22 protein-coding genes and 4 tRNA genes are annotated in these 23,459 nt (G+C 72.2%); 8 read left to right on the forward strand and 18 right to left on the reverse strand.

Going from position 1 to position 23,459, the window contains the following annotated elements:
• Window positions 1-41 precede the first annotated feature (41 nt).
• Window positions 42-878 (forward strand): PPK2 family polyphosphate kinase, encoded by an 837-nt coding sequence (locus HGAM_RS15730; RefSeq protein ID WP_019146461.1) that lies wholly within the window; start codon window positions 42-44, stop codon window positions 876-878.
• Here the strand turns inward: HGAM_RS15730 and HGAM_RS15735 are convergent, their stop codons facing one another.
• From HGAM_RS15735 to HGAM_RS15750, 5 genes are all read right to left on the reverse strand, one after another.
• Window positions 879-1,901, reverse strand: a complete 1,023-nt coding sequence (locus HGAM_RS15735; RefSeq protein WP_019146462.1) for an AbrB family transcriptional regulator — start codon at window positions 1,899-1,901, stop codon at window positions 879-881.
• 81 nt (window positions 1,902-1,982) lie between these two features.
• Window positions 1,983-2,741 (reverse strand): sirohydrochlorin chelatase, encoded by a 759-nt coding sequence (locus HGAM_RS15740; protein ID WP_038951907.1) that lies wholly within the window; start codon window positions 2,739-2,741, stop codon window positions 1,983-1,985.
• Window positions 2,738-2,914 (reverse strand): hypothetical protein, encoded by a 177-nt coding sequence (locus HGAM_RS20670; protein ID WP_165570411.1) that lies wholly within the window; start codon window positions 2,912-2,914, stop codon window positions 2,738-2,740. The genes HGAM_RS15740 and HGAM_RS20670 overlap by 4 nt, the downstream gene beginning before the upstream one ends.
• Window positions 2,911-4,590 carry a nitrite/sulfite reductase gene (locus HGAM_RS15745; protein WP_019146464.1) on the reverse strand — a complete coding sequence of 560 codons (1,680 nt, stop codon included), beginning with the start codon at window positions 4,588-4,590 and terminating at the stop codon, window positions 2,911-2,913. Before HGAM_RS15745 ends, HGAM_RS20670 begins: the two co-directional genes overlap by 4 nt.
• Window positions 4,591-4,967: 377 nt before the next feature.
• Window positions 4,968-6,608, reverse strand: coding sequence for an acyl-CoA dehydrogenase family protein (locus tag HGAM_RS15750; protein ID WP_019146465.1), 1,641 nt, complete (start codon window positions 6,606-6,608; stop codon window positions 4,968-4,970).
• Window positions 6,609-6,626: 18 nt separating this feature from the next.
• Between HGAM_RS15750 and HGAM_RS19760 the strand changes: the two genes are divergently transcribed.
• Window positions 6,627-7,559, forward strand: a complete 933-nt coding sequence (locus tag HGAM_RS19760) for a YihY/virulence factor BrkB family protein (protein ID WP_081592002.1) — start codon at window positions 6,627-6,629, stop codon at window positions 7,557-7,559.
• Here HGAM_RS19760 and HGAM_RS15760 read toward each other — a convergent pair.
• Window positions 7,501-9,108 (reverse strand): hypothetical protein, encoded by a 1,608-nt coding sequence (locus HGAM_RS15760; protein WP_019146467.1) that lies wholly within the window; start codon window positions 9,106-9,108, stop codon window positions 7,501-7,503. The two genes, HGAM_RS19760 and HGAM_RS15760, sit on opposite strands and share 59 nt — an antisense overlap.
• A 66-nt stretch (window positions 9,109-9,174) precedes the next feature.
• Between HGAM_RS15760 and HGAM_RS20450 the strand changes: the two genes are divergently transcribed.
• From HGAM_RS20450 to HGAM_RS15775, 3 genes are read left to right on the forward strand one after another with little or no spacing between them, the layout of a single operon-like run.
• Window positions 9,175-9,336: a hypothetical protein gene (locus HGAM_RS20450; protein WP_019146468.1), complete on the forward strand. Its 162-nt coding sequence runs from the start codon at window positions 9,175-9,177 to the stop codon at window positions 9,334-9,336.
• Entirely contained in the window at window positions 9,333-9,470 is a 138-nt protein-coding gene (locus HGAM_RS20455) for a hypothetical protein (RefSeq protein ID WP_019146469.1), read from the forward strand. The genes HGAM_RS20450 and HGAM_RS20455 overlap by 4 nt, the downstream gene beginning before the upstream one ends.
• Window positions 9,470-10,567: an SDR family oxidoreductase gene (locus HGAM_RS15775; RefSeq protein ID WP_019146470.1), complete on the forward strand. Its 1,098-nt coding sequence runs from the start codon at window positions 9,470-9,472 to the stop codon at window positions 10,565-10,567. Before HGAM_RS20455 ends, HGAM_RS15775 begins: the two co-directional genes overlap by 1 nt.
• A gap of 121 nt (window positions 10,568-10,688) precedes the next feature.
• On the opposite strand, the gene HGAM_RS15780 is transcribed toward HGAM_RS15775, so the two are convergent.
• The 4 genes from HGAM_RS15780 to HGAM_RS15795 form a co-directional block, all read right to left on the reverse strand.
• Window positions 10,689-13,061: an arylsulfatase gene (locus tag HGAM_RS15780; RefSeq protein WP_020692348.1), complete on the reverse strand. Its 2,373-nt coding sequence runs from the start codon at window positions 13,059-13,061 to the stop codon at window positions 10,689-10,691.
• A gap of 177 nt (window positions 13,062-13,238) precedes the next feature.
• Window positions 13,239-13,310, reverse strand: a tRNA-Val gene (locus tag HGAM_RS15785).
• Between the two features lie 38 nt (window positions 13,311-13,348).
• Window positions 13,349-13,419, reverse strand: a tRNA-Cys gene (locus HGAM_RS15790).
• 30 nt (window positions 13,420-13,449) lie between these two features.
• Window positions 13,450-13,521: transfer RNA gene (locus HGAM_RS15795), tRNA-Gly, on the reverse strand.
• 117 nt (window positions 13,522-13,638) lie between these two features.
• Between HGAM_RS15795 and HGAM_RS15800 the strand changes: the two genes are divergently transcribed.
• Both HGAM_RS15800 and HGAM_RS15805 read left to right on the forward strand, forming a co-directional pair.
• A complete protein-coding gene (locus HGAM_RS15800; RefSeq protein ID WP_019146472.1) occupies window positions 13,639-14,472 on the forward strand; it encodes an aminotransferase class IV in 834 nt (277 codons plus the stop codon).
• A 67-nt stretch (window positions 14,473-14,539) separates the two neighbouring features.
• Window positions 14,540-14,611 (forward strand) — tRNA-Val (locus HGAM_RS15805).
• An 84-nt stretch (window positions 14,612-14,695) separates the two neighbouring features.
• On the opposite strand, the gene HGAM_RS19765 is transcribed toward HGAM_RS15805, so the two are convergent.
• Both HGAM_RS19765 and HGAM_RS20675 read right to left on the reverse strand, forming a co-directional pair.
• A complete protein-coding gene (locus HGAM_RS19765; RefSeq protein ID WP_019146473.1) occupies window positions 14,696-15,109 on the reverse strand; it encodes an ATP-binding protein in 414 nt (137 codons plus the stop codon).
• Between the two features lie 34 nt (window positions 15,110-15,143).
• Window positions 15,144-15,494 (reverse strand): STAS domain-containing protein, encoded by a 351-nt coding sequence (locus HGAM_RS20675; RefSeq protein ID WP_019146474.1) that lies wholly within the window; start codon window positions 15,492-15,494, stop codon window positions 15,144-15,146.
• 313 nt (window positions 15,495-15,807) lie between these two features.
• Here HGAM_RS20675 and HGAM_RS20460 point away from each other — a divergent pair, with 313 nt between their 5' ends.
• Window positions 15,808-16,167 carry an STAS domain-containing protein gene (locus HGAM_RS20460; RefSeq protein WP_019146475.1) on the forward strand — a complete coding sequence of 120 codons (360 nt, stop codon included), beginning with the start codon at window positions 15,808-15,810 and terminating at the stop codon, window positions 16,165-16,167.
• Window positions 16,168-16,188: 21 nt separating this feature from the next.
• On the opposite strand, the gene HGAM_RS19770 is transcribed toward HGAM_RS20460, so the two are convergent.
• The 6 genes from HGAM_RS19770 to HGAM_RS15850 form a co-directional block, all read right to left on the reverse strand.
• The gene (locus HGAM_RS19770; RefSeq protein ID WP_019146476.1) at window positions 16,189-17,466 is read right to left on the reverse strand and encodes a threonine/serine exporter family protein; all 1,278 of its coding nucleotides are present in this window, start codon (window positions 17,464-17,466) and stop codon (window positions 16,189-16,191) included.
• Window positions 17,463-18,797 carry a dipeptidase gene (locus HGAM_RS15830; protein ID WP_019146477.1) on the reverse strand — a complete coding sequence of 445 codons (1,335 nt, stop codon included), beginning with the start codon at window positions 18,795-18,797 and terminating at the stop codon, window positions 17,463-17,465. The genes HGAM_RS19770 and HGAM_RS15830 overlap by 4 nt, the downstream gene beginning before the upstream one ends.
• A gap of 1 nt (window position 18,798) precedes the next feature.
• Complete coding sequence (locus tag HGAM_RS15835) at window positions 18,799-19,245, reverse strand: hypothetical protein (RefSeq protein ID WP_019146478.1); 447 nt, start codon at window positions 19,243-19,245, stop codon at window positions 18,799-18,801.
• Window positions 19,242-20,699: a glutamate/gamma-aminobutyrate antiporter GadC gene (gene gadC / locus HGAM_RS19775; protein ID WP_019146479.1), complete on the reverse strand. Its 1,458-nt coding sequence runs from the start codon at window positions 20,697-20,699 to the stop codon at window positions 19,242-19,244. The genes HGAM_RS15835 and gadC overlap by 4 nt, the downstream gene beginning before the upstream one ends.
• 126 nt (window positions 20,700-20,825) lie before the next feature.
• On the reverse strand, window positions 20,826-21,950 hold the full coding sequence (locus HGAM_RS15845) for an aminopeptidase P family protein (RefSeq protein ID WP_019146480.1): 1,125 nt from the start codon (window positions 21,948-21,950) through the stop codon (window positions 20,826-20,828).
• The gene (locus HGAM_RS15850) at window positions 21,947-23,446 is read right to left on the reverse strand and encodes an MFS transporter (protein ID WP_019146481.1); all 1,500 of its coding nucleotides are present in this window, start codon (window positions 23,444-23,446) and stop codon (window positions 21,947-21,949) included. The genes HGAM_RS15845 and HGAM_RS15850 overlap by 4 nt, the downstream gene beginning before the upstream one ends.
• Between the last annotated feature and the right edge of the window lie 13 nt (window positions 23,447-23,459).

Below are 23,459 nucleotides of genomic sequence, written 5' to 3' on the forward strand. Positions count from 1 at the left end.
TAGGCGTCGCCGGGTTGCCCCGCTCGTGCTAGGCAGGAGCCATGACCGACGCGCTGACCCCGATGCTGCGAGCCCAGGGCCCGATCGACCTCTCGGCGCTCGACTCCCGGGCCACCCCCGGGTTCGACGGTGACAAGGCGGACGGGCAGAAGGCCCTGCGGCACGAGGTCGGCGACGTGCTCGCCCTGCGCCAGGAGCAGCTGTACGCCCGAGGGACGACGGGTGCCCGCGAGCGGGTGCTGCTGGTGCTGCAGGGCATGGACACCTCGGGCAAGGGCGGGACGATCGCCAAGGTGGCCGGCCTCATGGACCCGCTGGGCGTCCGGGTCGCGTCGTTCAAGCGTCCGACCAGCGAGGAGCTGGAGCACGACTTCCTGTGGCGCATCGAGAAGCAGGTTCCGGCGCCGGGCATGGTCGGGGTGTTCGACCGCTCGCACTACGAGGACGTGCTGGTCGCGCGGGTCCACGAGCTGGCGCCGCCCGACGAGCTGGAGCGCCGGTACGACGCGATCGACGCGTTCGAGCGCCGGCTGGTCGACGACGGCGTCACGGTCGTGAAGTGCTTCCTGCACATCGACCTCGACGACCAGCGCGAACGGCTCGCCGCACGGCTCGACGACCCGGCCAAGCACTGGAAGTACGACCCGGGCGACCTCGACGAGCGCGCGCGGTGGGACGACTACCAGCGGGCGTACGAGGTGGCGATCGAGCGCTGCTCGTCCGTGCCCTGGACGATCGTGCCGTCGGGGCACAAGTGGTACCGCAACTGGGCAGTCGGGACGGTGCTGGCCGAGGCGATGGAGGCGATGGGCCTGGACTGGCCCGAGCCCGGGTTCGACGTGGACGCCGAGCGGGCCCGGCTCGCCGCGGCGGACTGACTAGCGCCGGCGGAGCAGTCGCGCCAGCAGGGGCGCGGCGAGCAGGACGAGCAGCAGGCGCAGCATCTGCACGGCCGAGACGAACGTGACGTCGGAGTCCGTGCCGGCGGCGGTCGCGAGCACCGCGTACAGGCCGCCGGGCGTCGTGGCCAGGTAGCCGTCGAGCCGGCTGGCGCCGGTCACCTCGGACAGCAGCACGCCGAGGCCGGCGCACCCGGCGATGATCAGCCCGATGACCAGCAGGGCGGTCGGCAGCATCCGGCCGATGGCGCGCAGGCTGTCGGCGGTGAAGCGCAGGCCGACGTCCACGCCCACGAGCAGGAAGCCGATGCTCTGCACGACCGGCGGCACTCCGGCGTCGGCGAACGGCGGCAGGAGCAGCAGCAGGATGGTCGCCAGCAGGCCGCCCAGCACGGCGGGCGACGGCAGGTGGAGCAGCCGGCCGAGCACGAGCCCGGCCACGACGGCCAGCGCGGAGAAGGCGACGTCGCTCCACCCGGCGTGGACGGCGAGCACCTCGCCCTCCTGCCCGGCCCCGAAGACGATCGTGACGACCGCGGGCATCGCCAGCAGCACGACGAGCACCCGCAGGTACTGGATGACGGTGACGACGCGGTCGTCCGCACCGAGGTCGCGCGACAGCGCGGTCATGCCCGACGCGCCGCCGGCGATCGCCGCGAACGAGGCGGTGACGCCGCTGGTGCCTCGGTGCAGCCGCAGCAGCTGTCCGACCAGCACGCTCAGCGCGAGCGTGGCGACCGTGACGGCGACGACGGCCGGCCAGTCCCAGCCCAGGCCGCTCAGCGTGGACCAGTCGATCGACGCGCCCACGGTGACGCCGATGATCGCCTGGCCGACGACGAACAGGATCCGCGGCGGCTCGACCCGCTGGCGGGGGAACGCCAACGCGTGGACGAGGCCGCCGAGCAGCCCGCCGAACAACAGCGGCGAGGGGAGCCCGGCCACGCCCAGCAGGGCGGAGACGGCGGCCACGACCCCGATCAGCAGCAGCCATGGACGCACGGCCGCCAACCTACGGCCTCCGCCACCGGACGCACGAGGGGCCCGCCGCGTGCGCGGCGGGCCCCTCGTGGTGACGGCTGGTCAGACGAACATCGCCTCGAGCGGGACGAGGTCCACGGCGCCGACCGCGTAGCGGGCCAGGACGACCCGGGCGATCTCCTCGTGCGCACCCATCGGCTCGGCGACCGCGACGGCGCCCGCCTCGAGCGCGAGCTCCTTGACCCGGTCGGGCAGGAAGCCCGGGGCCAGGAACAGCGAGCCCACCGCGATGTGACGGCGTCCGTCGGCGCGCAGCGCACGCACCGCCTCGCCGGCGGCCGGGGGAGCGGCCGAGGCGAACGCGGCGATCGTCGGCAGGTGGTGACGGTTGCCCCAGGCCCGGGCGGCGCGCGCCACGGCGGCGTTCGCGATCGGGTCCGAGGAGCCGGCGCCGGCCAGCACGAGGCCGTCGAGCTCGCGCACCCGGTTGGCGCGCAGGGCCTCGCGCAGGCGCTCGTCCAGGATCTGGAAGAAGGCCTGCTCGATGCCCAGGACGTCGGTCACCTGCACGTGGATGCCGGCGTGACGCGCCTCGGCGGCGGCCGCGGCCTGCGGCACGTCGACCTTCGCGTGGTACGCCTGCGTGAGCAGGAGCGGCACGACGACGATCTCGGAGTGGCCCTCGGCCACGAGGCGGTCGACGACCTGGTCGAGCGACGGCTCGGACAGGTCGAGGAACGCCGGGGCCACGCGCAGGTCGGGACGCATGCACGCCACGATCTCCGTCAGGGCAGTGATGGTGGCGGCCGAGCGGGGATCTCGGCTGCCGTGCGCCAGAACAACGAGGGCTGGTGCGGTCATGTGCGTGCCTCCCTTCCAGGAGCGTTCGTGGTGGTCGGGCTGAGGATGCCCAGGTACTTCACGGCGAAGGCGCGTCGACAGGCGCGACACTCCCACTCGCCGTGCTTCTGGCCGTGCGGCCAGAGGTTCTCGTCGCCGCAGTAGGGGCAGTGCAGGGGAGCGTTCCCGCTCATCGCAGGACCTCCTCGTCCACACGGGCCACCCAGCGGGCGAAGGTCTCGCCGTCCGCGCGCTGCTCCAGGAAGGTGCGCGACAGCTTCTCGACGTAGTCGGGCAGCTCTGTCGCGGTGACCTTGTGGGCGCGCAGCTTGCGGCCGAAGCCGGCCTCGAGGCCGAGCGCGCCGCCGAGGTGGACCTGGAAGCCCTCGACCTGGCGGCCGTCCTCGTCGAGCACGAGCTGGCCCTTGAGGCCGATGTCGGCGGTCTGGATGCGGGCGCAGGAGTTGGGGCAGCCGTTCACGTTGACGGTGATCGGCACGTCCAGCTCGGGCACGCGCTGCTGGAGCTCGTCCACCAGCCACGCCGCACGGTCCTTGGTGTCGACGATGGCGAGCTTGCAGAACTCGATGCCGGTGCAGGCCATCGTGTTGCGCCGCCACTGCGACGGGCGGGCCTCCAGGCCGATCGCGGCCAGGTCGGCGACGACCGCCTCGACGTCGGACTCCTCGACGTCCAGCAGCAGGAGCTTCTGGTGCGCCGTGGTGCGGATGCGGGTCAGGCCGTGACGCTCGGCGACGTCGGCCAGCTGCGTGAGCAGGGTGCCCGAGACACGGCCGACGACCGGGGCGGCGCCGATGTAGAAGCGGCCGTCCTTCTGCCGGTGCACGCCGACGTGGTCGCCGGGCACCTCGGGCAGCTCGGGGGAGGGGCCGTCGATCATCGGACGCTGCAGGTACTCGTCCTCCATGACCTGGCGGAACTTCTCCGGCCCCCAGTCGGCGACGAGGAACTTGATCCGAGCGCGCGAGCGCAGCCGGCGGTAGCCGTAGTCGCGGAAGACGCCGGCGACGGCGGCCCAGACCTCGGGCACCTCGGCGTCGGGGATCCAGGCGCCGAGCCGCTGGGCGAGCATCGGGTTGGTCGACAGGCCGCCGCCGACCCACAGGTCCCAGCCGGGACCGTGCTCGGGGTGGACGACGCCGACGAAGGCGATGTCGTTGATCTGCGGCACGGTGTCGTGGCTCGGGTGGCCGCTGATCGCGGTCTTGAGCTTGCGCGGCAGGTTCGAGTAGGCCTGGTCGCCGATGTACTCGCGCTCGATCCGCTCGATCGCGTCGGTGCCGTCGATGATCTCGTCCGCGGCGATGCCGGCCACGGGGGAGCCGAGGATGACGCGCGGGCAGTCGCCGCAGGCCTCCTGCGTGTGCAGGCCGACCGCCTCTAGGCGCTGCCAGATCGTCGGGACGTCCTCGACGCGGATCCAGTGGTACTGGACGTTCTGGCGATCCGTCAGGTCGGCGGTGTCACGGCCGTACTCGGTGGAGAGCTCGCCGATGGTGCGCAGCTGGGCGACGTCGAGCTGGCCGCCGTCGATGCGCACGCGGAGCATGAAGTAGGAGTCCTCGAGCTCCTCGGGCTCCAACGTCGCGGTCTTGCCGCCGTCGATGCCGGCCTTGCGCTGGGTGTAGAGCCCCCACCAGCGGAAGCGGCCGCGCAGGTCGGACTTGTCGATGGAGTCGAAGCCCCGGTGCGCGTAGATGCTCTCGATGCGGGCGCGGACGTTGAGCGGGTTGTCGTCCTTCTTGGCCTGCTCGTTGGCGTTGAGCGGCTCGCGGTAGCCGAGCGCCCACTGGCCCTCGCCGCGCTTGGGGCGGGGGCGTCGCGGGGTGGTGGTCGGTGCCGGTGCCATGAGTCCTCGTCAGGTCGGGGCACACGGCACGGGCGGGACGCGGTGGTCGGGCTCGGCCGCGCGCCGGAAGCAGTGCAGGGGGTCGCGCGGGACTCAGCGACACATCATGCTGCGGGAACGACCGAGGTCCACGTGGAGTCGCTCCACGAGGTGGGTCGTCGTCGCGTTCAGCATGGGTAGGAGTCTGGCGCGGGCACTCCGCCGGGCACAAACCCAGATATCACGATGTGGGACGAGTGCCCACACTGTGAGATGCGTCGACCGGCGAGCCCGGGATTCCAGGGTTCTGCGTCCGAGAAGAACAGTGGGGCGGTGAGTGATCCACGATCCCCGGGGGTCCTGTCGTGGATCACTCACCGCCCCGCGAGGGTCGTTCGTCAGGCCTGCGGCATCGCCCGCTCGGCCACGTGCTTGAGGTCGAGCCCCGCCGGCAGGGTGCCGAGGACGCCGCTCCAGTCGCCGCCCAGGCGGGAGGCGCAGAACGCGTCGGCGACGTGCGGGTCGCCGTCCTGGAGCAGCAGAGCGGCCTGCAGGCACACCGCCATGCGCGAGGCGATGCGGCGGGCGCGCGTCTCGGCGTCCTCGAGCGTGGCGAGCTCGGTGAGGACGTCCTCGACCGCGGCGTCGAGCCGGCGGTCGGCGCCGCGCACCGCGCCGACCTCGGTGATCCACGCGTCGAGCGACTCCGGCTCGCGGGTGAGGGCGCGCAGCACGTCGAGGGCGTTGACGTTGCCGCTGCCCTCCCAGATGGAGTTGAGCGGCGACTCGCGGAACAGCAGCGGCATGCCGGACTCCTCGACGTAGCCGTTGCCGCCCAGGCACTCGAGTGCCTCGGCCACCATGAACGGCGTCCGCTTGCACACCCAGAACTTCGCCAGGGCCGAGCCGATGCGGCGCAGCGCCTGCTCGTGGGCGTCGTGCGGGCGGTCCGACGCCGCAGCGAGCCGCAGGCCGATGCGGGTGGCCGCCTCGCTCTCGACGGCGAGGTCGGCCAGGACGTTGATCATCGCCGGCTGGTCGGCGAGCGTGCGGCCGAACGCGGCCCGGTGCGACGTGTGCCAGGCCGCCTCGGCGAGCGCCTTGCGCATGAGGCCGGCCGAGCCGAGCACGCAGTCGATGCGGGTGGCCGACACCATGTCGATGATCGTGCGGATGCCGCGTCCCTCGTCGCCGAGCCGCTGCGCCCACGCGCCGTCCAGCTCGAGCTCGGAGGACGCGTTCGAGCGGTTGCCGAGCTTGTCCTTGAGCCGGACGATCGAGATCGCGTTGCGCGAGCCGTCGGGCAGGACCCGCGGCACGACGAAGCAGCTGATGCCGTCCGGGGCCTGCGCGAGCACGAGGAACACGTCGTTCATGGGCGCCGACGTGAACCACTTGTGCCCGTGCAGCAGGTACTCGCCGTGGACGTCCGTCGGCGTCGCGGTCGTGACGTTGGTACGCAGGTCCGAGCCGCCCTGCTTCTCGGTCATGCCCATGCCGGCGAGCAGTCCCGCCTTCTCGCTCGGCGCACGCAGCCCGAAGTCGTAGCTCGTGGAGGCCAGGCCCGGCGTCCACTGCTTGGCGATCGCGTCGTCGGCGCGCAGCGCGGGGACGACGGCGTACGTCATGGTGATCGGGCACATGTGGCCCTGCTCGACCTGGCCCCAGGTGACGAAGCCGGCGGCGCGCTGCAGGTGGGCGACCGGGCTGGTGGACGTCCACGGGGCGGCGGTCAGGCCGAAGCCGACGCCGTGCTCCATGAGCCAGTGCCAGGACGGGTGGAACGCCACCTCGTCGACCCGGTTGCCGTAGCGGTCGACGGTGTGCAGGACCGGCTCGTTCTCGTTGGCCAGGTGCCAGTGCTCGCGGGCCTCCAGCGAGCCGGCCAGGCGTCCGACCGGGTCCAGGTAGCCGTGGACGTCCGCCGCGTGGTCGCCGGCGTAGGCGTCGACGGCGTCGACGAGGGCGAGGTCGCCGGCCGCCGCGTGATGGACGAGCGGCGTGGCCTGGTTCTGGGGTGCGCGCTGACGGGGATCCATGCCGTTACCGTAGGCGCCATGGTGGCCGACCCGGTAGGCGCGCGCCTGCGTCGGGTCGTGACGCAGACGGTCGCGGCGTGCCTGCGCTACCGGGTCACCGGCCTGGCCGCCGAGGCCGCCTTCTTCGCCATCCTGTCGCTGCCCCCGCTGGTCTTCGGGCTCGCCGGCACGATCGGCTACGTCGCCGAGCAGTACGACGTCGCGCAGGTCGACGTGCTCAAGGACCGCGTGCTCGACATCGCGTCCCGAGCGCTCACCGACAGCACCGTCGACGCCGTCATCGCGCCCACGCTGGACGACGTGCTGTCCGGCGGTCGCATCGACGTGGTCTCGATCGGCTTCGTGCTCGCGCTGTGGTCGGGCTCGCGGGCCCTGAACGTCTTCCTCGACACCATCTCGATCATGTACGGCCGGGGAGGGGAGCGCGGCATCATCGCGACCCGGGCGCTGTCGTTCGCCCTGTACCTGGTCGCGCTGGTGATCGGCATCGTCCTCGTGCCGCTCGTGCTGGCCGGCCCCGACGTCGTGCGCGACGTGGTGCCCGAGGACGTGGCGTTCCTGCGCGAGCTCTACTGGCCGACCGTGCTCGTGGTGTCGACGGGCTTCATGGCCACGCTCTACCACGTGGCCGTGCCCGGACGCTCGTCCTGGTTCACCGGCATGCCGGGCGCCGCGTTCACCCTCGTCATGTGGGTGCTCGGCAGCATGTTCGTGCGCTGGATCCTGGGCTACACCAGCGGCGGCTGGTCGATCTACGGCCCGCTGGCCGCGCCGATCGCGGTGCTGCTGTGGCTGTACGTGCTGGCCTTCTCGATCCTGATCGGCGCGGCGCTCAACGCCGCGGTGAACCGCGAGCGGAGCGCCGCGCCGGTGGCCGAAGGGCCGGGCTGGATCAGCGCAGCACGACGCGCAGGCGGAGCTGCTCTCGGTCGCCGTCGCGCTCGCCCGTGAGCAGGGCGTGGTCGATCGCACCCAGCTCGCCCGCGTCGTCCGCGTCCTCGCCGAGCAGGGCGCGGACGTCCACGACGCCCAGCATCGTGAGGTCGTCGAGGTCACCCTCGACGTGCTCGAGCAGGCGCGACCCGGTGAGCGGCTCGTCGACGTCGGTGGAGCCGCCCGGCATCGCGAAGCGCACGAAGCCGTCGCCGGCGTCCGCGGTCTCGGGCTCGAACGCCTCCGGCGCCGTGAGGTCGCCCAGGTCCTCGGCGATCATGTCGTCCGTGGCGTAGGCCGACTGGGGCGGCGTGCACTTCTCGAAGTCGTCCACGCTGGTGGCGGTCTCGAGGCACCGCTCGAACTCCGCGTCGAGCTCCGGGCCGCTGTGCTCGCCCTCCATCACGATGCTGCTGTCCGTGTCCATCGAGGGCCCCATGGCGAAGCCGCTGGTGAACAGCGAGACGAGCGACGAGACTTCGGTGACGCCCGCCCGCACGTCCTTCTCGGCAGCCTTGACCGCGCCGGTGAACGTCCCGTCGCCGTCGACGGCGACGCCCAGGGGCTCGGACAGCAGCTTCACGAACGACACCATCCCGGCCTTCTCGGCCTCGGCCAGGTCGGCCGCGGCCGGCGTCCCGCCGGGGGAGGCCAGCACGCCGACGGCGTCGGCGGGCAGCTTGCCGAGCACGTCGGCGACGGACGCCTCGGGCTCGGGCGCGTCGTCGGCGACCGGCATGGTGGCGAACAGCTCCAGGGACTCGTCGGACGCGCGCACGGTCGCGGCGATCCGGCCGTCGGCTCCGGTGGCGTCGACACCCAGGTCCTCGGCCGCGGACGCCGCCGCCTCCATGTCGGCCCAGGCGGTCGCGACGCCCTCGTCGCCGAGCGCGTCGACGTCGTCGCGGAAGTCGTCGGCGTCGGCCAGCGACTCGAATCCGTCCGTGCCGGGCAGGGCGGGCAGCGCGCCGTCGGTGGCGACCAGCCATCCGCCGTCCTGGTCGAGATAGGTCGCAGCGACGGTGGTGTCGTCACCGCAGTCGGTGCCGTCCTTGCCGAGCTTGTCGGCGAGCTCCTTCGCGGCGCGCTCGTCGTCGACCGACGCGTACACCGCGACGGTGACCGGCTCGTCCTTGCCCTTGGTCGGAAGGGCGACGATCGCGGCGCGGTCGCCGGCCCAGTCGCCGTCGGCCAGCGAGACGTCGTCGCAGGTGAGCTCCTCCAGGAGCGTGTCGACGCTGAGCACGTCGGCGTCGACGACGCCGGCCTCACCGCCCTCGCGCTCCAGGCGCTTCAAGAGGTCGTCCAGCGCGAGCTTCTGGGACGCGCTGGGGTCGAGGTTCACCGCGGCGAAGCCGAGCGCGTCCGACGGCACGAGGGCCGCCATCGCGGAGGCGTCGGAGCCGGTCAGGCGCGAGGCGGCGTACACGCCACCGGCGGCGATGGCGCCGATCGCCGCCACGGCCAGGCCGATGGCGAGCGGCTTGCGCACGCCGCGGCGCGCGGGCGGCTCGGCCGGACCCTGGTCGGCGGGCGTCGGGTCGGGGCTCGTGGCGTCGTCGATCACCGGTCAAGGATGGCCGATCGCGCCCCTCGACGGTTGGGATTCGGCCGATCTGGGCACGGGTCACACATGAGCGAAGCCCCCGCACCCGACTACGTTCCCGAGCCCGACAAGACCCCGGACCCGGCGGTCGAGCCCGACCCCGGCAGCACCACCGTGCCCGGTCCACTGACCGAGGAGCCCGAGGACTTCCCCGAGGCCGACCGGCCGCACCGAGAGGAGCAGCGATGACCACCATCCCGATGCACCCGGACGGACCCGTCCCGGGCTCGCCCACGGGCCCGCAGGAGCCGACGCCGGTCGGCCCGGAGGACCCGATCTCCACGCCCGAGCCGCCGGCCGCCGAGCCGGACGAGACGCGCTAGTGGCGCCGGAGAGTCCTGACGCACCATCGACGACGCCGGGCCGGGCCCTGGTCGTCGGAGCGACCGGGATCGTCGGACAGGCCGTCGCGCGCCGGCTCGTCGCCGAGGGCTGGGAGACCTACGGCCTCTCGCGCAGCGGGTCGAGCCCGCACCCGGACGTGATCCCGGTCAAGGCGGACCTCGGCGACCCGGCGGGACTCGTCACCGCGCTCGCCGACGTGGCCCCGCAGCTCGTGACGATCACGGCCTGGACCCGGATGGAGACCGAGGCCGAGAACATCCGGGTCAACGGGGGAGCGGTGCGCGACCTGCTGGCGGCCCTGTCGCCGGCGAGGTCGGTCGAGCACGTCGCCCTCATGACCGGGCTCAAGCACTACCTCGGTCCGTTCGAGGCCTACGGCCAAGGGACGATGCCCGACACCCCGTTCCGCGAGGACGAGGAACGACTGCCGTACCCGAACTTCTACTACGCGCAGGAGGACGAGCTCTTCGCCGCGGCCGAGCGCGACGGGTTCACCTGGAGCGTCCACCGCTCGCACACGGTGCTCGGGTTCGCCACGGGCAACGCGATGAACATGGTCGCCACGCTGTGCGCCTACGCCTCGATCTGCCGCGAGCTGGACCGGCCGTTCGTCTTCCCCGGCCCCGAGCGGCAGTGGAGCTCGTTGACGGACGTGACCGACGCGGACCTGCTGGCCGAGCAGATGATCTGGGCGGCACGGACGCCGGCGGGTCGGAACGAGGCTTTCAACACGGTCGACGGCGACGTCTTCCGGTGGCGCTGGCTGTGGCCGCAGATCGCGGCGTGGTTCGGCCTGGAGTGGGAGGGCTACGCCGACGCGCCTCGCCCGCTCGAGCAGTCGATGGCCGGCATGGAGTCGGCGTGGCGAGACCTGGCGGCCAAGCACGACCTGGTCGAGCCTGACCTGTCCCGCGTGGCGTCCTGGTGGCACACCGACGCCGATCTCGGCCGTGAGATCGAGGTCGTCACCGACATGAACAAGAGTCGCGCCGCGGGCTTCACGGCCACCCGTGACAGCCGGGCGGCGTTCCTGCAGTACGCCCAGCAGTACCGCGACGCCCGCATCATCCCCTGAGTGCGCCCCATGGAGGAAGCCCCGGAGCGATGCTCCGGGGCTTCTTCGCTCTGGCGGAACGGCCCAGCCGTGGACCCTCGACCGAGCGGACGACGACGTCCGGGTCACGCCGCCGCGGGGATCACTGCCGGGAGAGCGCGACCCGCAGCCGTTCCTCCGGGTCGATGAAGTGGTCGTGGTCGTCGTCGCCGGTGTCGAGCTGGACCCACCTGATCCGGCCGCTGAACCGGCTCGACGTCGCGGTGTAGTCCGGGCTCACGGTGGTGCCCGACTCGTGGCCGATGTCGGTGGTCTCGTCGGCGGAGAAGACCATCGGCTGGGTGGCGCCGACCCGGCCGGTGCCCACGGGCTCACCGTCGTGGAGGAGCGTCACGTCGCCGCCCTTGGCCAGGCCGCCACCGTCGTATGCGAACTCGGCGCGCAGCTGGTGCGTCCCGGTCGGGACGGGCACGTCGGCCGTGGTGGTGAACGCCTGGATCCCGAGGACGTTGTAGACGAACGTCAGGCGGCTGGACTTCACGTAGAGCGACCACCCGCCGAAACGGCCGCCCTGGGCGATGATCACGCCGTCAGCGCCGGTGTCGGCGGGAACCTCGACCTCCGCGGTCACCGAGAAGGACTTGTTCTTGATGCTGACCACGCTGTTCTCCGAGAGCCGACCCATGCCCGGGTAGAACAGCTGCGAGCTCCCACGGATCAGGGTGGGACGGCCGGCCAGCTCGGGGTTGACCCGCTCCGCCGACCGGTCGTCGAGCGGGAGGACGCCGTACGTCACGGCCTCGATCAGCCAGAGCCGCTGCAGGTGCGCCAGGCGCTCGGGCTGCTCACGGGCCAGGTCGCGCGCCTGGCTGAAGTCGCCGCCGGCCCCGTCGTACAGCTCCCAGACGTCGTCGTCGAAGGCCGGCATGTCGCCGCCGACCATCACCCACGGGGTCTTGTGCTTGGTCACGGCGCTCCACCCGCGGTGGTAGATCCCGCGGTTCCCGAACATCTCGAAGTACTGCAGGTCGTGGCGCTCGGGGACCGTCTCGTCGTTGAACGCGTAGAGCATGCTCGTGCCCTCGATCGGAGCCTGCTGCACGCCGTTGACCAGCACCGGCTCGGGGAGCCCCGCGGCCTCGAGGATCGTGGGCGCGACGTCGATGACGTGGGTGAACTGCGACCGGACGCCGCCGGGCCGCTCGATGCCCGCCGGCCAGTGCACGATCGTCCCGTTGCGGGTGCCGCCCCAGTGCGACGCGACCTGCTTGGTCCACTGGAACGGCGAGTTCATCGCCCACGCCCAGCCGACGGAGTAGTGGTTGTAGGAGCTCGGCGATCCGAGCTCGTCCATCTTGGCCCGCATGAACTCCGGCGTCTCCAGCCCCGCCATGCCGTTGAAGTTGGCCATCTCGTTGAAGGCACCGTTCATGGTTCCCTCGGCGGACGCGCCGTTGTCGCCGATGATGTAGTAGATGATCGTCTCGTCGAGGACGTCCAGCTCCTCCAGGGCGCTGACCAGGCGCCCCACCTGGTGGTCGGTGTGCTCCAGGAACCCCGCGTAGACCTCCATCTGACGCTCCAGGACCGGCTTGAGGTCCGCGGGCATGTCGTCCCAGGCCGTGATCAGGTCGCTTCGCGGCGTGAGCTCGGTGTCGGCGGGGACCACGCCCAGCTCCTTCTGGAGCTGCAGGGTCTGCTCGCGCTGGACGTCCCATCCGTGCTGGAACCGGCCCCGGTACCGATCCGCCCACTCCCGAGGGACGTGGTGCGGTGCGTGCGTGGCGCCGGGCGCGTAGTAGACGAAGAACGGCTTGGTCGGCATCAGAGCCTTCTGCTGGCGCATCCAGTCGACGGCTCGGTCCGTGAGGTCCTCGGTCAGGTGGTAGCCCTCCTCGGCGGTGCTCGGAGGCTCGACGGGCGTCGTGCCCTCGTAGAGCGCCGGCTCCCACTGGTTGTTCTCCCCGCCGATGAAGCCGTAGAAGGTCTCGAAGCCGCCGCCGCCCGTCGGCCAGGCGTCGAAGGGCCCCATCGGCGAGGTCTGCCACACCGGCACCTCGTGGCACTTGCCGAACTGTGCCGTGGAGTAGCCGTTCAGCCGGAGGGTGAGCGCGAGTGGCGCCATGGTGTTCGGACGCACCGACGACTGGCCCGGTGCCGAGGTGGCCGTCTCCGTGATGCTGCCCATGCCGACCGAGTGGTGGTTGCGCCCGGTGAGCAGGGCCTGCCGTGTCGGCGCGCACAGCGCCGTCGTGTGGAAGCGGTTGAAGCGCAGCCCGCCGGCGGCGAGCCGCTCGGCCGTCGGTGTGTGGCACGGTCCGCCGAACGCGCTGGCCGCGCCGAAGCCGACGTCGTCGAGCAGGACCACGAGCACGTTCGGCGCGCCCGGCGGTGGTTGCATGGGCTCGATCGGCGGGAAGTCGGTCTCGGGGTCCCGCGCGTCGTACGTCGTGAGGCCGGGACGCCGCCGGTCCGGCACAGGGAGGATCGTGCGGGCGTGGCGGTCGGGGCTCATGGGGCTACCTCCGGGGACGGACCTTCGTCGGGCGGACGCTCGGAACGTAACGCCGCCGCGACCCCCGCCGGATCGTCCGCCACGGACGACGCCGGCCCCGCGGCGTCGAGCGCCGGTGCAGGGCCAGTCCTGGGAATGACAGAAGCCCCGGAGCGATGCTCCGGGGCTTCCTCGCTGTGGGCGATACTGGGTTTGAACCAGTGACCTCTTCCGTGTCAGGGAAGCGCGCTACCGCTGCGCCAATCGCCCGTGCTTATTCACTTGTGAGGCTCTGGATCGAGCCTGAGAGGTGGGTACGGGATTCGAACCCGTGTTCACGGCTTTGCAGGCCGTTGCCTCGCCTCTCGGCCAACCCACCGCAGGATGGCCCTGCCGTGGACCCTCTCCGAGCGGACGACGGGATTCGAACCCGCGACCCTCACCTTGGCAAGGTGATGCTCTACCACTGAGCCACGTCCGCGTGCTTCTCTCGAAGCGGTTGCCCTCCGGGCCGGTTTTTCCGACCCCCTCGGGCCGAGATGAAACATTAGTACATGACCATCCGATGACCAAAACCGGGGTCGGTTAACGTGTCTCCATGCGTGCCTGGCTGAACGGAAAACTCCTGGAATCTCCGCAGGATCCGGCTCTCTCGATCCTGGACCACGGTCTCGTCGTCGGCGACGGGGTCTTCGAGACGGTGAAGATCGAGGACGGTCGCCCGTTCGCGCTCACCCGTCACCTCGACCGGCTCGCCCGATCGGCACGGGGGCTGGGCATCGGCGAGCCCGACCTCGGTGCCGTCCGCGAAGGCGTCGCCGCGACGATCGAGGGGCAGGAGCTCGACTTCGGGCGGCTGCGCATCACCGTCACGTCCGGTCCCGGCCCGCTCGGCTCGCCGCGCGGCTCCGGGCCGATGAGCCACGTCGTGGTGACCGAGCCCGCGAAGCGTCCGCCGTCGGTGACGTCCGTCGTGACGGTCGACTGGCCGCGCAACGAGCGCGGCGCCCTGGCCGGGCTCAAGACGACGTCGTACGCCGAGAACGCGCTCATGATCGAGCACGCGCACGACCTCGGGGCGTCCGAGGCGCTCATGCCCAACACGGTCGGCGACCTGTGCGAGGGCACCGGCTCGAACGTCATGTACGTGATCGGGGAGACCCTGGTCACGCCGACGCTGGCCTCCGGCTGCCTGGCGGGCGTCACCCGCGCCCTGGTCCTGCAGTGGTGCGCCGGCGAGCTGGACGTCGTCGAGCGGGACGCGCCGCTCGAGGTGCTCGAGGAGGCGGACGAGGTGCTGCTGGTCGGCACCACGCGCGACGTCCAGGCCGTCTCGCGGGTGGACGAGCGGGAGCTGCCGGCCCCCGGACCGGTGACGCGGAAGGCCCAGGAGATCTGGGCGCGCGAGGCGGTCAAGTCCGTCGACCCGTGACGGACGGGACCCGGTTTCGCGTCCTGTGAGGGGTGCGTTAGTGTGGTCCGCGCACCGATGGTGCGACGGGCGATTGGCGCAGTGGTAGCGCGCTTCGTTCACACCGAAGAGGTCACTGGTTCGAACCCAGTATCGCCCACCGAGAAACCCCCTGGAGAGATCCAGGGGGTTTTCGTCTTTCTCTCGGGCACCTTTCCTGTCGCACACCGCCGTCGGGCCGGCGTCAGCGCACGAGGGCGGTCACTCTCACACCGTCGCTGAGGTCGGTCGTCCAGGAGCCGCACACCCGCCCCACGATGGTCATGTCGCGGGCCAGCCCGACCTCGCTGAGCACCTCGCCGCTCGCGCCGACGACGCGCTGGCCGTGGTCGTGGACGGTCACCTCGACCGGGCCGGCGCCGTACGACCACGCGACCTCGAGCTCACCCTCGGGGGTCGGGGCTCCGTGCTGGATCGCGTTGCCGGCCAGCTCGGCGAGCACGATCCGCGCGTCCGCGACGGTGTCCGGGGACAGGCGAGAGGCTTCCAGCATCGCGCCGATCATCCGCTGGGCCCGGGCGACGCTCGCCCACTCGAAGGGCAGGACCAACGACACGCTCACCAGGTCAGGCTCGGACGCGCAGCCGCGGTCGGTCATCGCCTCAATCTAGAACGGCCGAGGCGTCCGCGCCTCAGGGACGGGGACGGTCGAGAGTGCCGTCCGACGCGGGGTGCGGGTAGACGTCGAAGGTCTCGTGGAGCCCGCAGATCTCGAACAGTCGCAGGATCCGGGGCTGGTCGCACGTCACCCAGAGCTGGCGACCACCGCGCACGAGCCTCAGCCGCGCGTCGACCAGGGTGCTGAGGCCGGCGGCGTCCAGGAAGTCCAGACGGCGCAGGTCGACGATCACGTCGTGGGTGTCGTCACGGACGAGCTCGTGGAGGAAGCTCCGGAACGGCTCGGCCGAGGCGACGTCCAGGTCGCCCCCGACCGTGACCATCGCGAACGGGCCGGAGGTGCGCAGTGCCATCGCGAAGGCCATGGCGATCTCCGTCGGCCCGTCGGTCGCGGGAGCCGTTACGGCGAGGTCCGGGCCGTAGACGCCGGCGCCAGCGAGCGATGCCGTGATCTGTGCGACCAGCCTGCGACGCTCTGGCGACGGGCGCAACCCCCTCCGGCCGCGGATGTCGCGGGGACGGCCACCGGCGTGCGAGACCGACCCGGTCGGCCGGTTGCCGAAGCCTCGGCGCAGGCGCAGCATGGAGACGTCGATCCGGCGTCGCGGTTGGTGCCTGGTCCGCACGGCCCAGACCCCGCCGTGCCGGCACCGACCCGTCCGGACGGGGGGAGGGGCCATGGCGCTGGCTGTCGCCGTCCGGGCATCCGGGCACCACTCGGTCGTCACGGTGGCCGGGGAGCTCGACTGCGCCACGGCCCCGTGCCTGCGCGGCTTCCTCTTCGGCGAGATCGAGGAGTCCCAGCGCGACCTGGTCGTCGACCTGCGCCGGCTCGACTTCCTCGACGCCGCGGGGCTCAACGTCCTCGTGAACGCGCGTCTGAGCCTGGCGTTGTCCGGCCGCGAGCTGACCGTCCTGTGCCATGATCCCAAGATCCTGCGGCTGTTCGTGATCACCGGGCTGCACGAGACGCTGAACGTCAACGCACTGAGCGAGTCCGGCGCACCTTCCCGCGGCCTCCGGGACCGGGAGGAGTAGCCGCTCCCGAGGCGCCGCAGGTCACCCCACCATCCGGGGCCCGGACAGCCGGTTCTCGAGCCGGTGCGCCTCCCGCTTGATCGGCTGCGCGACGTACTGGCCCAGGATCACGCCGGCCGCGAGCGCCAGTGCCGTGACGAGCGCCGTCGCCAGCATGAGCACGCCGTCCTGCCCCTCGGCGAGCATCGAGAGCCCTCGGTAGATGTCGAGCCCGGGCAGCAGCGGCACCAGGGCGGGGACCACGACGACCAGCGGCGGGACCCGGAACCGGCTGGCGGCGACGTGGCACACCGAGCCGATCGTGACGGCGGCGAGCGTCGCGGCCCACGGACGGGCGACCGCCGAGCTGTCGACGGCCAGGAACACGACCTGGCCCAGGCCTCCGATGAGCGACGCGCCGACCACCGCCCGCACCGGCGCGTACGACGCGAACGCGAACGCGGCCGCGGCCACCGCGGCCCCCACCACCGCGACGCCCGCCTCGGCCAGGCCGCGTGCGCCGGGTGTGAAGCCGGTCAGCCCGGCACCGAGGAGGTCCCCGAGGGTGAGCCCCGCGCTGACGCCGGCGATGATGCCGGCACTGTTGATGAAGGCGTCGATCAGGCGCGCGCTCGCGGTCAGCGGGAAGCCGGTCAGCGCGTCCTGCGTGGCGCCGAGGATGCCCACGCCGGCGAGGAGCATCACGATGCCGGTCGTGATGACGTGCGACGGGTTCACCTCGAGGTCGAACGCCGCGGTGACGAGGGCGACGAGCGTCGCGACGAAGCCTCCGGCCGCGTGCTGGTAGAACGACGGGATGCGGTGCTCGGGCAGCAGCAGCTGGGTGCCGTCGATCGCGCACGCGGCCACGAACGCCATCAGGCAGACGACCGGACCCGCGCCCAGCGTCAGGGCGACCCCGACGCCCATGACGCCCCAGCCCAGCGTGACCGCCCAGCGGCGGCGCGCGTGGCCGGTCGACACCGTCCGCGCGACCCGGTCACGGGCCTCGGCGCGGTCGATCCGCCCGGCGACCAGGTCGCTGACGGTGGCCTCGACCTCGATCAGGTCGGCGTAGTCGACGGGCCGGCGGTTGATGCGACGCACCTGGATGGTGAGCGGCTCGTCCCGGCTCGGCTGCTGGCGCAGCGAGAGGTCGACGAAGGTGATGTCGGCCGAGACGTTGCGCACGCCGCACGCGCGCGCGACCGCCAGCATCGTGGCGGTCACGTCCGCAGCACCGGCGCCGGACGACAGCAGGACCTCGCCGATCCGTAGGGCGAGGTCCAGGCTGGCGTAGACCTCCCGGGACTCCGTCATGCGTAGTGCTGGAGGAACAGCGCCTCGGCGAGGGCCATCGAGGCGATCTCGGACGGATCGACGCTCTCGTTCGGCGCGTGGATGAGCGCGAGCGGCTCCTCGACGCCCATGAGCACGATCTCGGCGTCCGGGTACAGCTCGGCGAGCACGTTGCACAGCGGGATCGAGCCACCCTGCCCCAAGCGGCTCATGGCGACGCCGTACGCCTCCTGCATCGCCGTGGCCATGGCGCGGTAGGCCGGCCCGTCGGTGGCGGCGGCGAAGGGCGAGCCCGTGGCCTCGGTCTCGACCATGCAGCGGACGCCCCAGGGCACGGCGGCCTCCAGGTGAGCCACCAGCGCGTCACGAGCGGCGTCGGGGGAGACGCCGGGCGGGATGCGCAGGTTCAGCCGGGCCGCGGCGCGTGGCACGACGGCGGCGGCCGACCCCACGACGGGCGGGCAGTCGATGCCCAGGATCGTCACGGCCGGGCGGGCCCAGAGCATGTCCGAGACGCTGCCGTCCCCGAGCAGCTCGACGCCGTCGAGGACGCCGGCGTCCGAGCGGAACTGCTCGGGCGGGTACGGCGCTCCGGACCACGTACGCGTGCTGTCGAGCCCGGTGACGACGGTGTTGCCGCGCGCGTCGCGGAGCGTGGCGAGGGCGGCGACGAGGGCGGCGAGCGCGTCCGGCGCCGCCCCGCCGAACATCCCGGAGTGGAGCTCGGACGTGCTGGACTCGGTCGTCACGACGACGTTGACCATGCCGCGCAGGCTGACCGTGACGGCCGGATGGCCGACGGCCGCGTTGCCGGTGTCGCACACCAGGATCGCGTCTGCGCGCAGCTGGTCGGCGTGCTCGGTCACGTACGCCTCCAGGCCGCCGGTGCCCTGCTCCTCCGACCCCTCGACGACGAGCTTGAGGTTCACCGGGAGGTCGTCCCCGAGGGCTCGTAGGGCGGCCAGGTGCATGACGATGTTGCCCTTGCAGTCGGCGCTGCCGCGGCCGTACCAGCGTCCTTCCGTCGCGGTGAGCTCGAACGGGGGCGTCCGCCACGCCTGGTCGTCCAGCGGCGGCTGCACGTCGTAGTGGGCGTAGAGCAGGACGGTGGGGGCGTCGGCCCGTCCGCACGAGCGGGAGCCGACGACGGCCATGCTGCCGTCCGGCGTCGGCTCCAGGCGCGCGTCAGCGAACCCAACGCCGGTGAACCGGTCCACGACCCACTGGGCGGCGCGTTCGCACTCCTCGGCCGGGAACTGGCGCGGGTCGGCCACGGACCGCAGGGCGACGAGGTCGCTCAGCTCGTCCCAGGCGGTGGGCATGAGGTCGGCGATGCTGCGGCGCAGGTCCATGTCAGTCACGGACCAGGTCGGCGGACTCGAGGTCGTCGACGAACTCGCGGAACTCGTCGAGCTCCTCAGGGCAGTAGATCTCGATGATGAGCAGCTGTCCCTGGACGACGCGGCTGTCGCTGATCACCGGGCGGGCCCCGGGTCCGGAGGCGCCGTTCGAGAACAGCGCGAGCAGCGTCGAGCGGCGCAGGGCGTGGTTCGGGTCCTGGCACGTGGAGCCGCCGTCGTCGCCGAGCACCCGGACGATCTGGTCGCGGTCGGGGGTGCGGGCACCCGCGTCCTCGAGCGCCGCGATCAGCTGGTCGGCCTTGTCGGTCGCCTGCGCGCTCTCCCGGGCGCCGTTGAACATGAGCAGGCCGGTCACGACGGCCACGCCGAGCAGCACGCAGGCCACGACGTAGATCCAGGTGCGCTCGCGGGGGTGCTGGTTCTCCACCGGTGTGGTCATGACGTGGCTCCTTCGAGCGGTTCGGGCTGCTTCCAGGACGGCTTGCGGAACCGGTAGAACAGGAACGGCACGAGCAGGCCGAGGCCGAGGGCGCCGCCACCGACGATGGCGAAGTACACGATCGGGTCGCCGGCGGCGAACTGCGACGGCGGGATGAACCCGACGAGCAGGGCGGCCAGCGAGGCGGCGAAGCCGATGCCGCACAGACCGATCAGCATCGGGGCCCGGTAGCCGCGGGGATGGTCGGGCTGCTTGCGCCGCAGCTGGATCGCGGCGACGAACATGAGCAGGTACATGATCAGGTACACCTGCGTCGTGATCACCGAGAAGATCCAGTAGGCGCTGGAGACGTCGGGGATGAGGGCGTAGGCGAGGCCGATCACCGTGGTGATGACGCCCTGGACGACCAGGATGTTCTGCTGCACGCCGTTCTTGTTCAGCTGCTGCAGGAACGGCGGGAGGTACCCCTCCTGGCGCGAGATGAGCAGCAGGCCCCGCGACGGGCCGGCGAGCCAGGTCAGCATGCCGCCCAGCGACGCGGTGACGAGCATGATGCCGACGATCGGCGTCAGCCACTGCCAGCCGAAGTTGGCGAACACGGCGTCGAAGGCCTGCATCACGCCGGCGGTGAGCGACAGCTCCTCGGCGGGCACGATCCAGGCGATCGCCAGGGCCGGCAGGATGAAGATGGTCAGCACCAGCCCCATGGCCAGGAACATCGACCGGGGGAACTCCTTGGCCGGGTCCTTCAGCGACGACACGTGCACGGCGTTCATCTCCATGCCCGAGTACGACAGGAAGTTGTTGACGATCAGCACGAGGCTGGACAGGCCGGCCCACGCGGGGAGCAGGTTCTCCGACGTCATCGGCGCCGCCGACTCGTTCCCCTGGCCCAGGAACACGACGCCCAGCAGGACGAGCACGACGCCGGGCACGAGCGTGCCGATGATGAGACCGCCGCTGGCCAGGCCCGCGACGCCCTTGGTGCCGCGCGACGAGACCCAGACACCGGACCAGTAGACGACGATGATGACCGCCGCCGTCCACACGCCGCTGCTGGCCAGGTCGGGGTTGAACACGTACGCCAAGGTGCTGGCCACGAAACCGAGCAGGCTGGGGTAGTAGAAGATCGTCATCGCGAACTGGCACCACACGGCCAGGAAGCCCATGGGCTTGGAGATGCCCTCGGAGACCCACTTGTAGATGCCGCCCTCCCAGCCGGACGCGAGCTCGGCCGACACCAGCGAGGTGGGCAGCAGGAACACGATGGCGGGGAGCAGGTAGAGGAAGACGCAGGCGAGCCCGTACACCGCCATTGTCGGCGCCGCCCGCAGGCTGGCCACCGAGCTCGTGGTCATCATCGCCAGGGCGATCCACGAGATCCACTGGGTCGTGGCCACGCGGCGGTGGGCCGACGAGACGACGCCCTCCACGGGGACGTCGGCGGCGCTCATGGACGTCTCCGCGACTGCGTTCGGATGCTCATGACCTTCTCCGTCCAGACGTCGTGCCTGAGTCAGTGGGTCGAGTGTCGGCCCGATGCCCTCGGGGCGGCCTCACCCGCGACGGGTGACGTCGCGCTACTCCACGACGCGCAGGGACCGGTCGGTGGTGTTGAGCCGGCGGGGGCCGGACGCGTCGACGGTCACGATGTCCTCGATCCGGACGCCGAGCTCGCCGGGCAGGTACACGCCGGGCTCGACCGAGAAGCACATGCCGGGCTCGAGCGGCTGCTCCTCTCCCTCGATCATGTAGGGCGGCTCGTGGGTCGTGGTGCCGATGCCGTGCCCGGTGCGATGGATGAACCGGTCGCCGTAGCCGGCGTCGGCGATGAGCCGACGGGCCGCGCGGTCGACGTCCTGGCAGGCGGCGCCGACCCGGGCCGCCTCGACGCCGGCGTGCTGCGCCAGCCGGACGACCTCGTGCACCTCGCGCAGCCGGGCGGACGGCTCGCCGACCGAGACGGTGCGGCTGGTGTCGGACCCGTACCCGTGCCTGAGCCCGCCGAAGTCGAGCACGACCGCGTCGCCCACCTCGATGACGCGATCGCCGGCCTCGTGGTGCGGGTTCGCGCCGTTGGGCCCGGAGCCGACGACGGTGAAGTCGACCTGCTCGTGGCCGTGCTCGCGCAGGAGCCGGGCGAGGTCGGCCGCGACGTCCGTCTCCCGGCGTCCGGCGAAAGGGACGTGGAGGATCTGCTCGTAGGTCGCGTCCGCCGCCTGCGCGGCGGCGTCCAGGCGGGCGAGCTCGGCGGGGTCCTTGACCGCGCGGAGCATGGGCAGGCTCTGCGTCAGCGACCGGTAGGACGTGCCGGGGAGGGCGTCCTGCAGGCCGAGCAGGTGCATGGCCCACGCCGAGTCCGAGATGCCCATCGTGGCGTCCGGTGCGACCAGCGTCCCGGTGCGGGCGAACGGGTCGTCGCCGTCGAGCCAGTCGACCATGCGCACGGTGGGCGCCCCGGCCGCCGACTCGGCGTCCGAGCGCTCGAGCGCCGGCACCACGAGGGTCGGCTCGCTGTCGGGCGTCAGCACCAGGACGGTCAGCCGCTCGGTGATCGCGGTCGGGCGGTAGCCCGTGAGCCAGACCAGCTCCGGGCCCGGCGTCACCAGCAGGCCGTCGAGCCCGGCCGCCCGTGCCGCGTCGGCGGAGCGCCGCATCCGTGCGGCGTAGTCGTCGCTCGTGAACGGGACCGGCTCGGTGCTCATCGGCGCTCACCGCCCACGCTCGTGGCCGAGGTCGGCAGGGTGTGACTCACCGCAGCGGCCGAGGCGGCGGCGTCGTCCAGCGTGCCCCGGGCCGCGCGGTAGCGACCCATGACGAAGGCCATCAGGACGCCGAGGAAGCTGAAGACGGCCATCAGCCAGGCGGCCGCCGCGAGGCCGGAGGCCAGGGCGTCCGCGGACGACGCGCCGTCCGCCGTCCGGTTGCCGATCACGGTGTCGTAGACGGTGGCGGCCAGCGCGGTGGCGACGGCGGCCCCGACGTAGCGCGCCATGTTCGAGACGCCCGAGGCGCCCCCGACCTCGTTCTCCGGCACCGCGGCCGTCGCGGCGGACGACGCCGGTCCGTTGGACAGGCCCATCCCGACGGCGATCGCCACCAGCGGCAGGAGGAACGCCACGTACCGCCAGTCCGACTCCACGAAGCCCACCACGACGAACCCCGCCGCCGTCAGCGCGAAGCCGACGCCGATGGTCTGGCGGCCGCCCAGCCGCGCCGCCAGCCGGGGCACGAGCGGAGCCACCACCACCAGGCCCACGGTCGCGGGGAGGGTGGCGAGCCCGGCCTGGAGCGGGCTGAAGTCCAGGGTCGACGGGTCCTGGAAGTACAGGCTCAGCAGGTACATGAGCCCGTTGATGGTGCCCGCGCCGATGAGGATCGCGATCGTCGAGCCGACCAGGACGCGGTTGCGCAGCAGGGCGAGGTTGAGCAGGGGGACGGCGACCCGGCGCTCGACCGCGACGAACGCGAAGCCGGCCGCGATGCTGACCGCCAGGCAGCCGAGGAACCTCACCGAGACCCAGCCCCAGTCGCTGCTCTCGGTGACGGCGAGGATCAGCGGCGTCAGGGTCAGGGCGATCAGCACCGTCCCGGCGTAGTCGATCGAGCGGGGCCGGTCGGGGTCGCGCGACTCGCTGACGGTCCGGAAGGTCAGGAGCATGCAGCCGACCGCCACGGCGGCGTCGATCCAGAACAGTCCCTGCCACCCGGTGAGGTCCACGAGCACGCCGCCGAGCAAGGGACCGGCCGCCGCGCCGACCGCCGCGGCCGCGCCCCACAGCGAGACCGCTCTCAGCTGCGCCTTCTTCTCGTTGGCCACCGACAGCAGGCTCAGCCCGCAGGCCAGGATGGTCGCGCCGGCCGCGCCCTGGACGAGACGGCCGACGATGACGGCCCCGCCGGACTGGGCCAGGGCGATGAGGACGCACGAGACGACGAACAGCAGCAGGCCGAGCTGGAACACGCGCTTGCGGCCGAACACGTCGCCGAGCGAGCCCGAGGTGACGATGACCGCGGCGCCGACGAGCGAGTAGCCGGTCACGGCCCACTGCAGCGTGCTCACCGACGTCCCGGTGTCCTCGGAGATGGCCGGCAGCAGGATGCTGACCGCCGACGTGTTGGCGTTGACCACGAGGGTCGAGAGGCAGGTGGCCACCAGCACGCCGTTGGCCTTCGCCTCCACCTGGACCGCGTCGCTCATCGGCACTCGTCCC

Source organism: Aeromicrobium massiliense JC14, assembly GCF_000312105.1.
GTDB lineage: Bacteria > Actinomycetota > Actinomycetes > Propionibacteriales > Nocardioidaceae > Aeromicrobium > Aeromicrobium massiliense.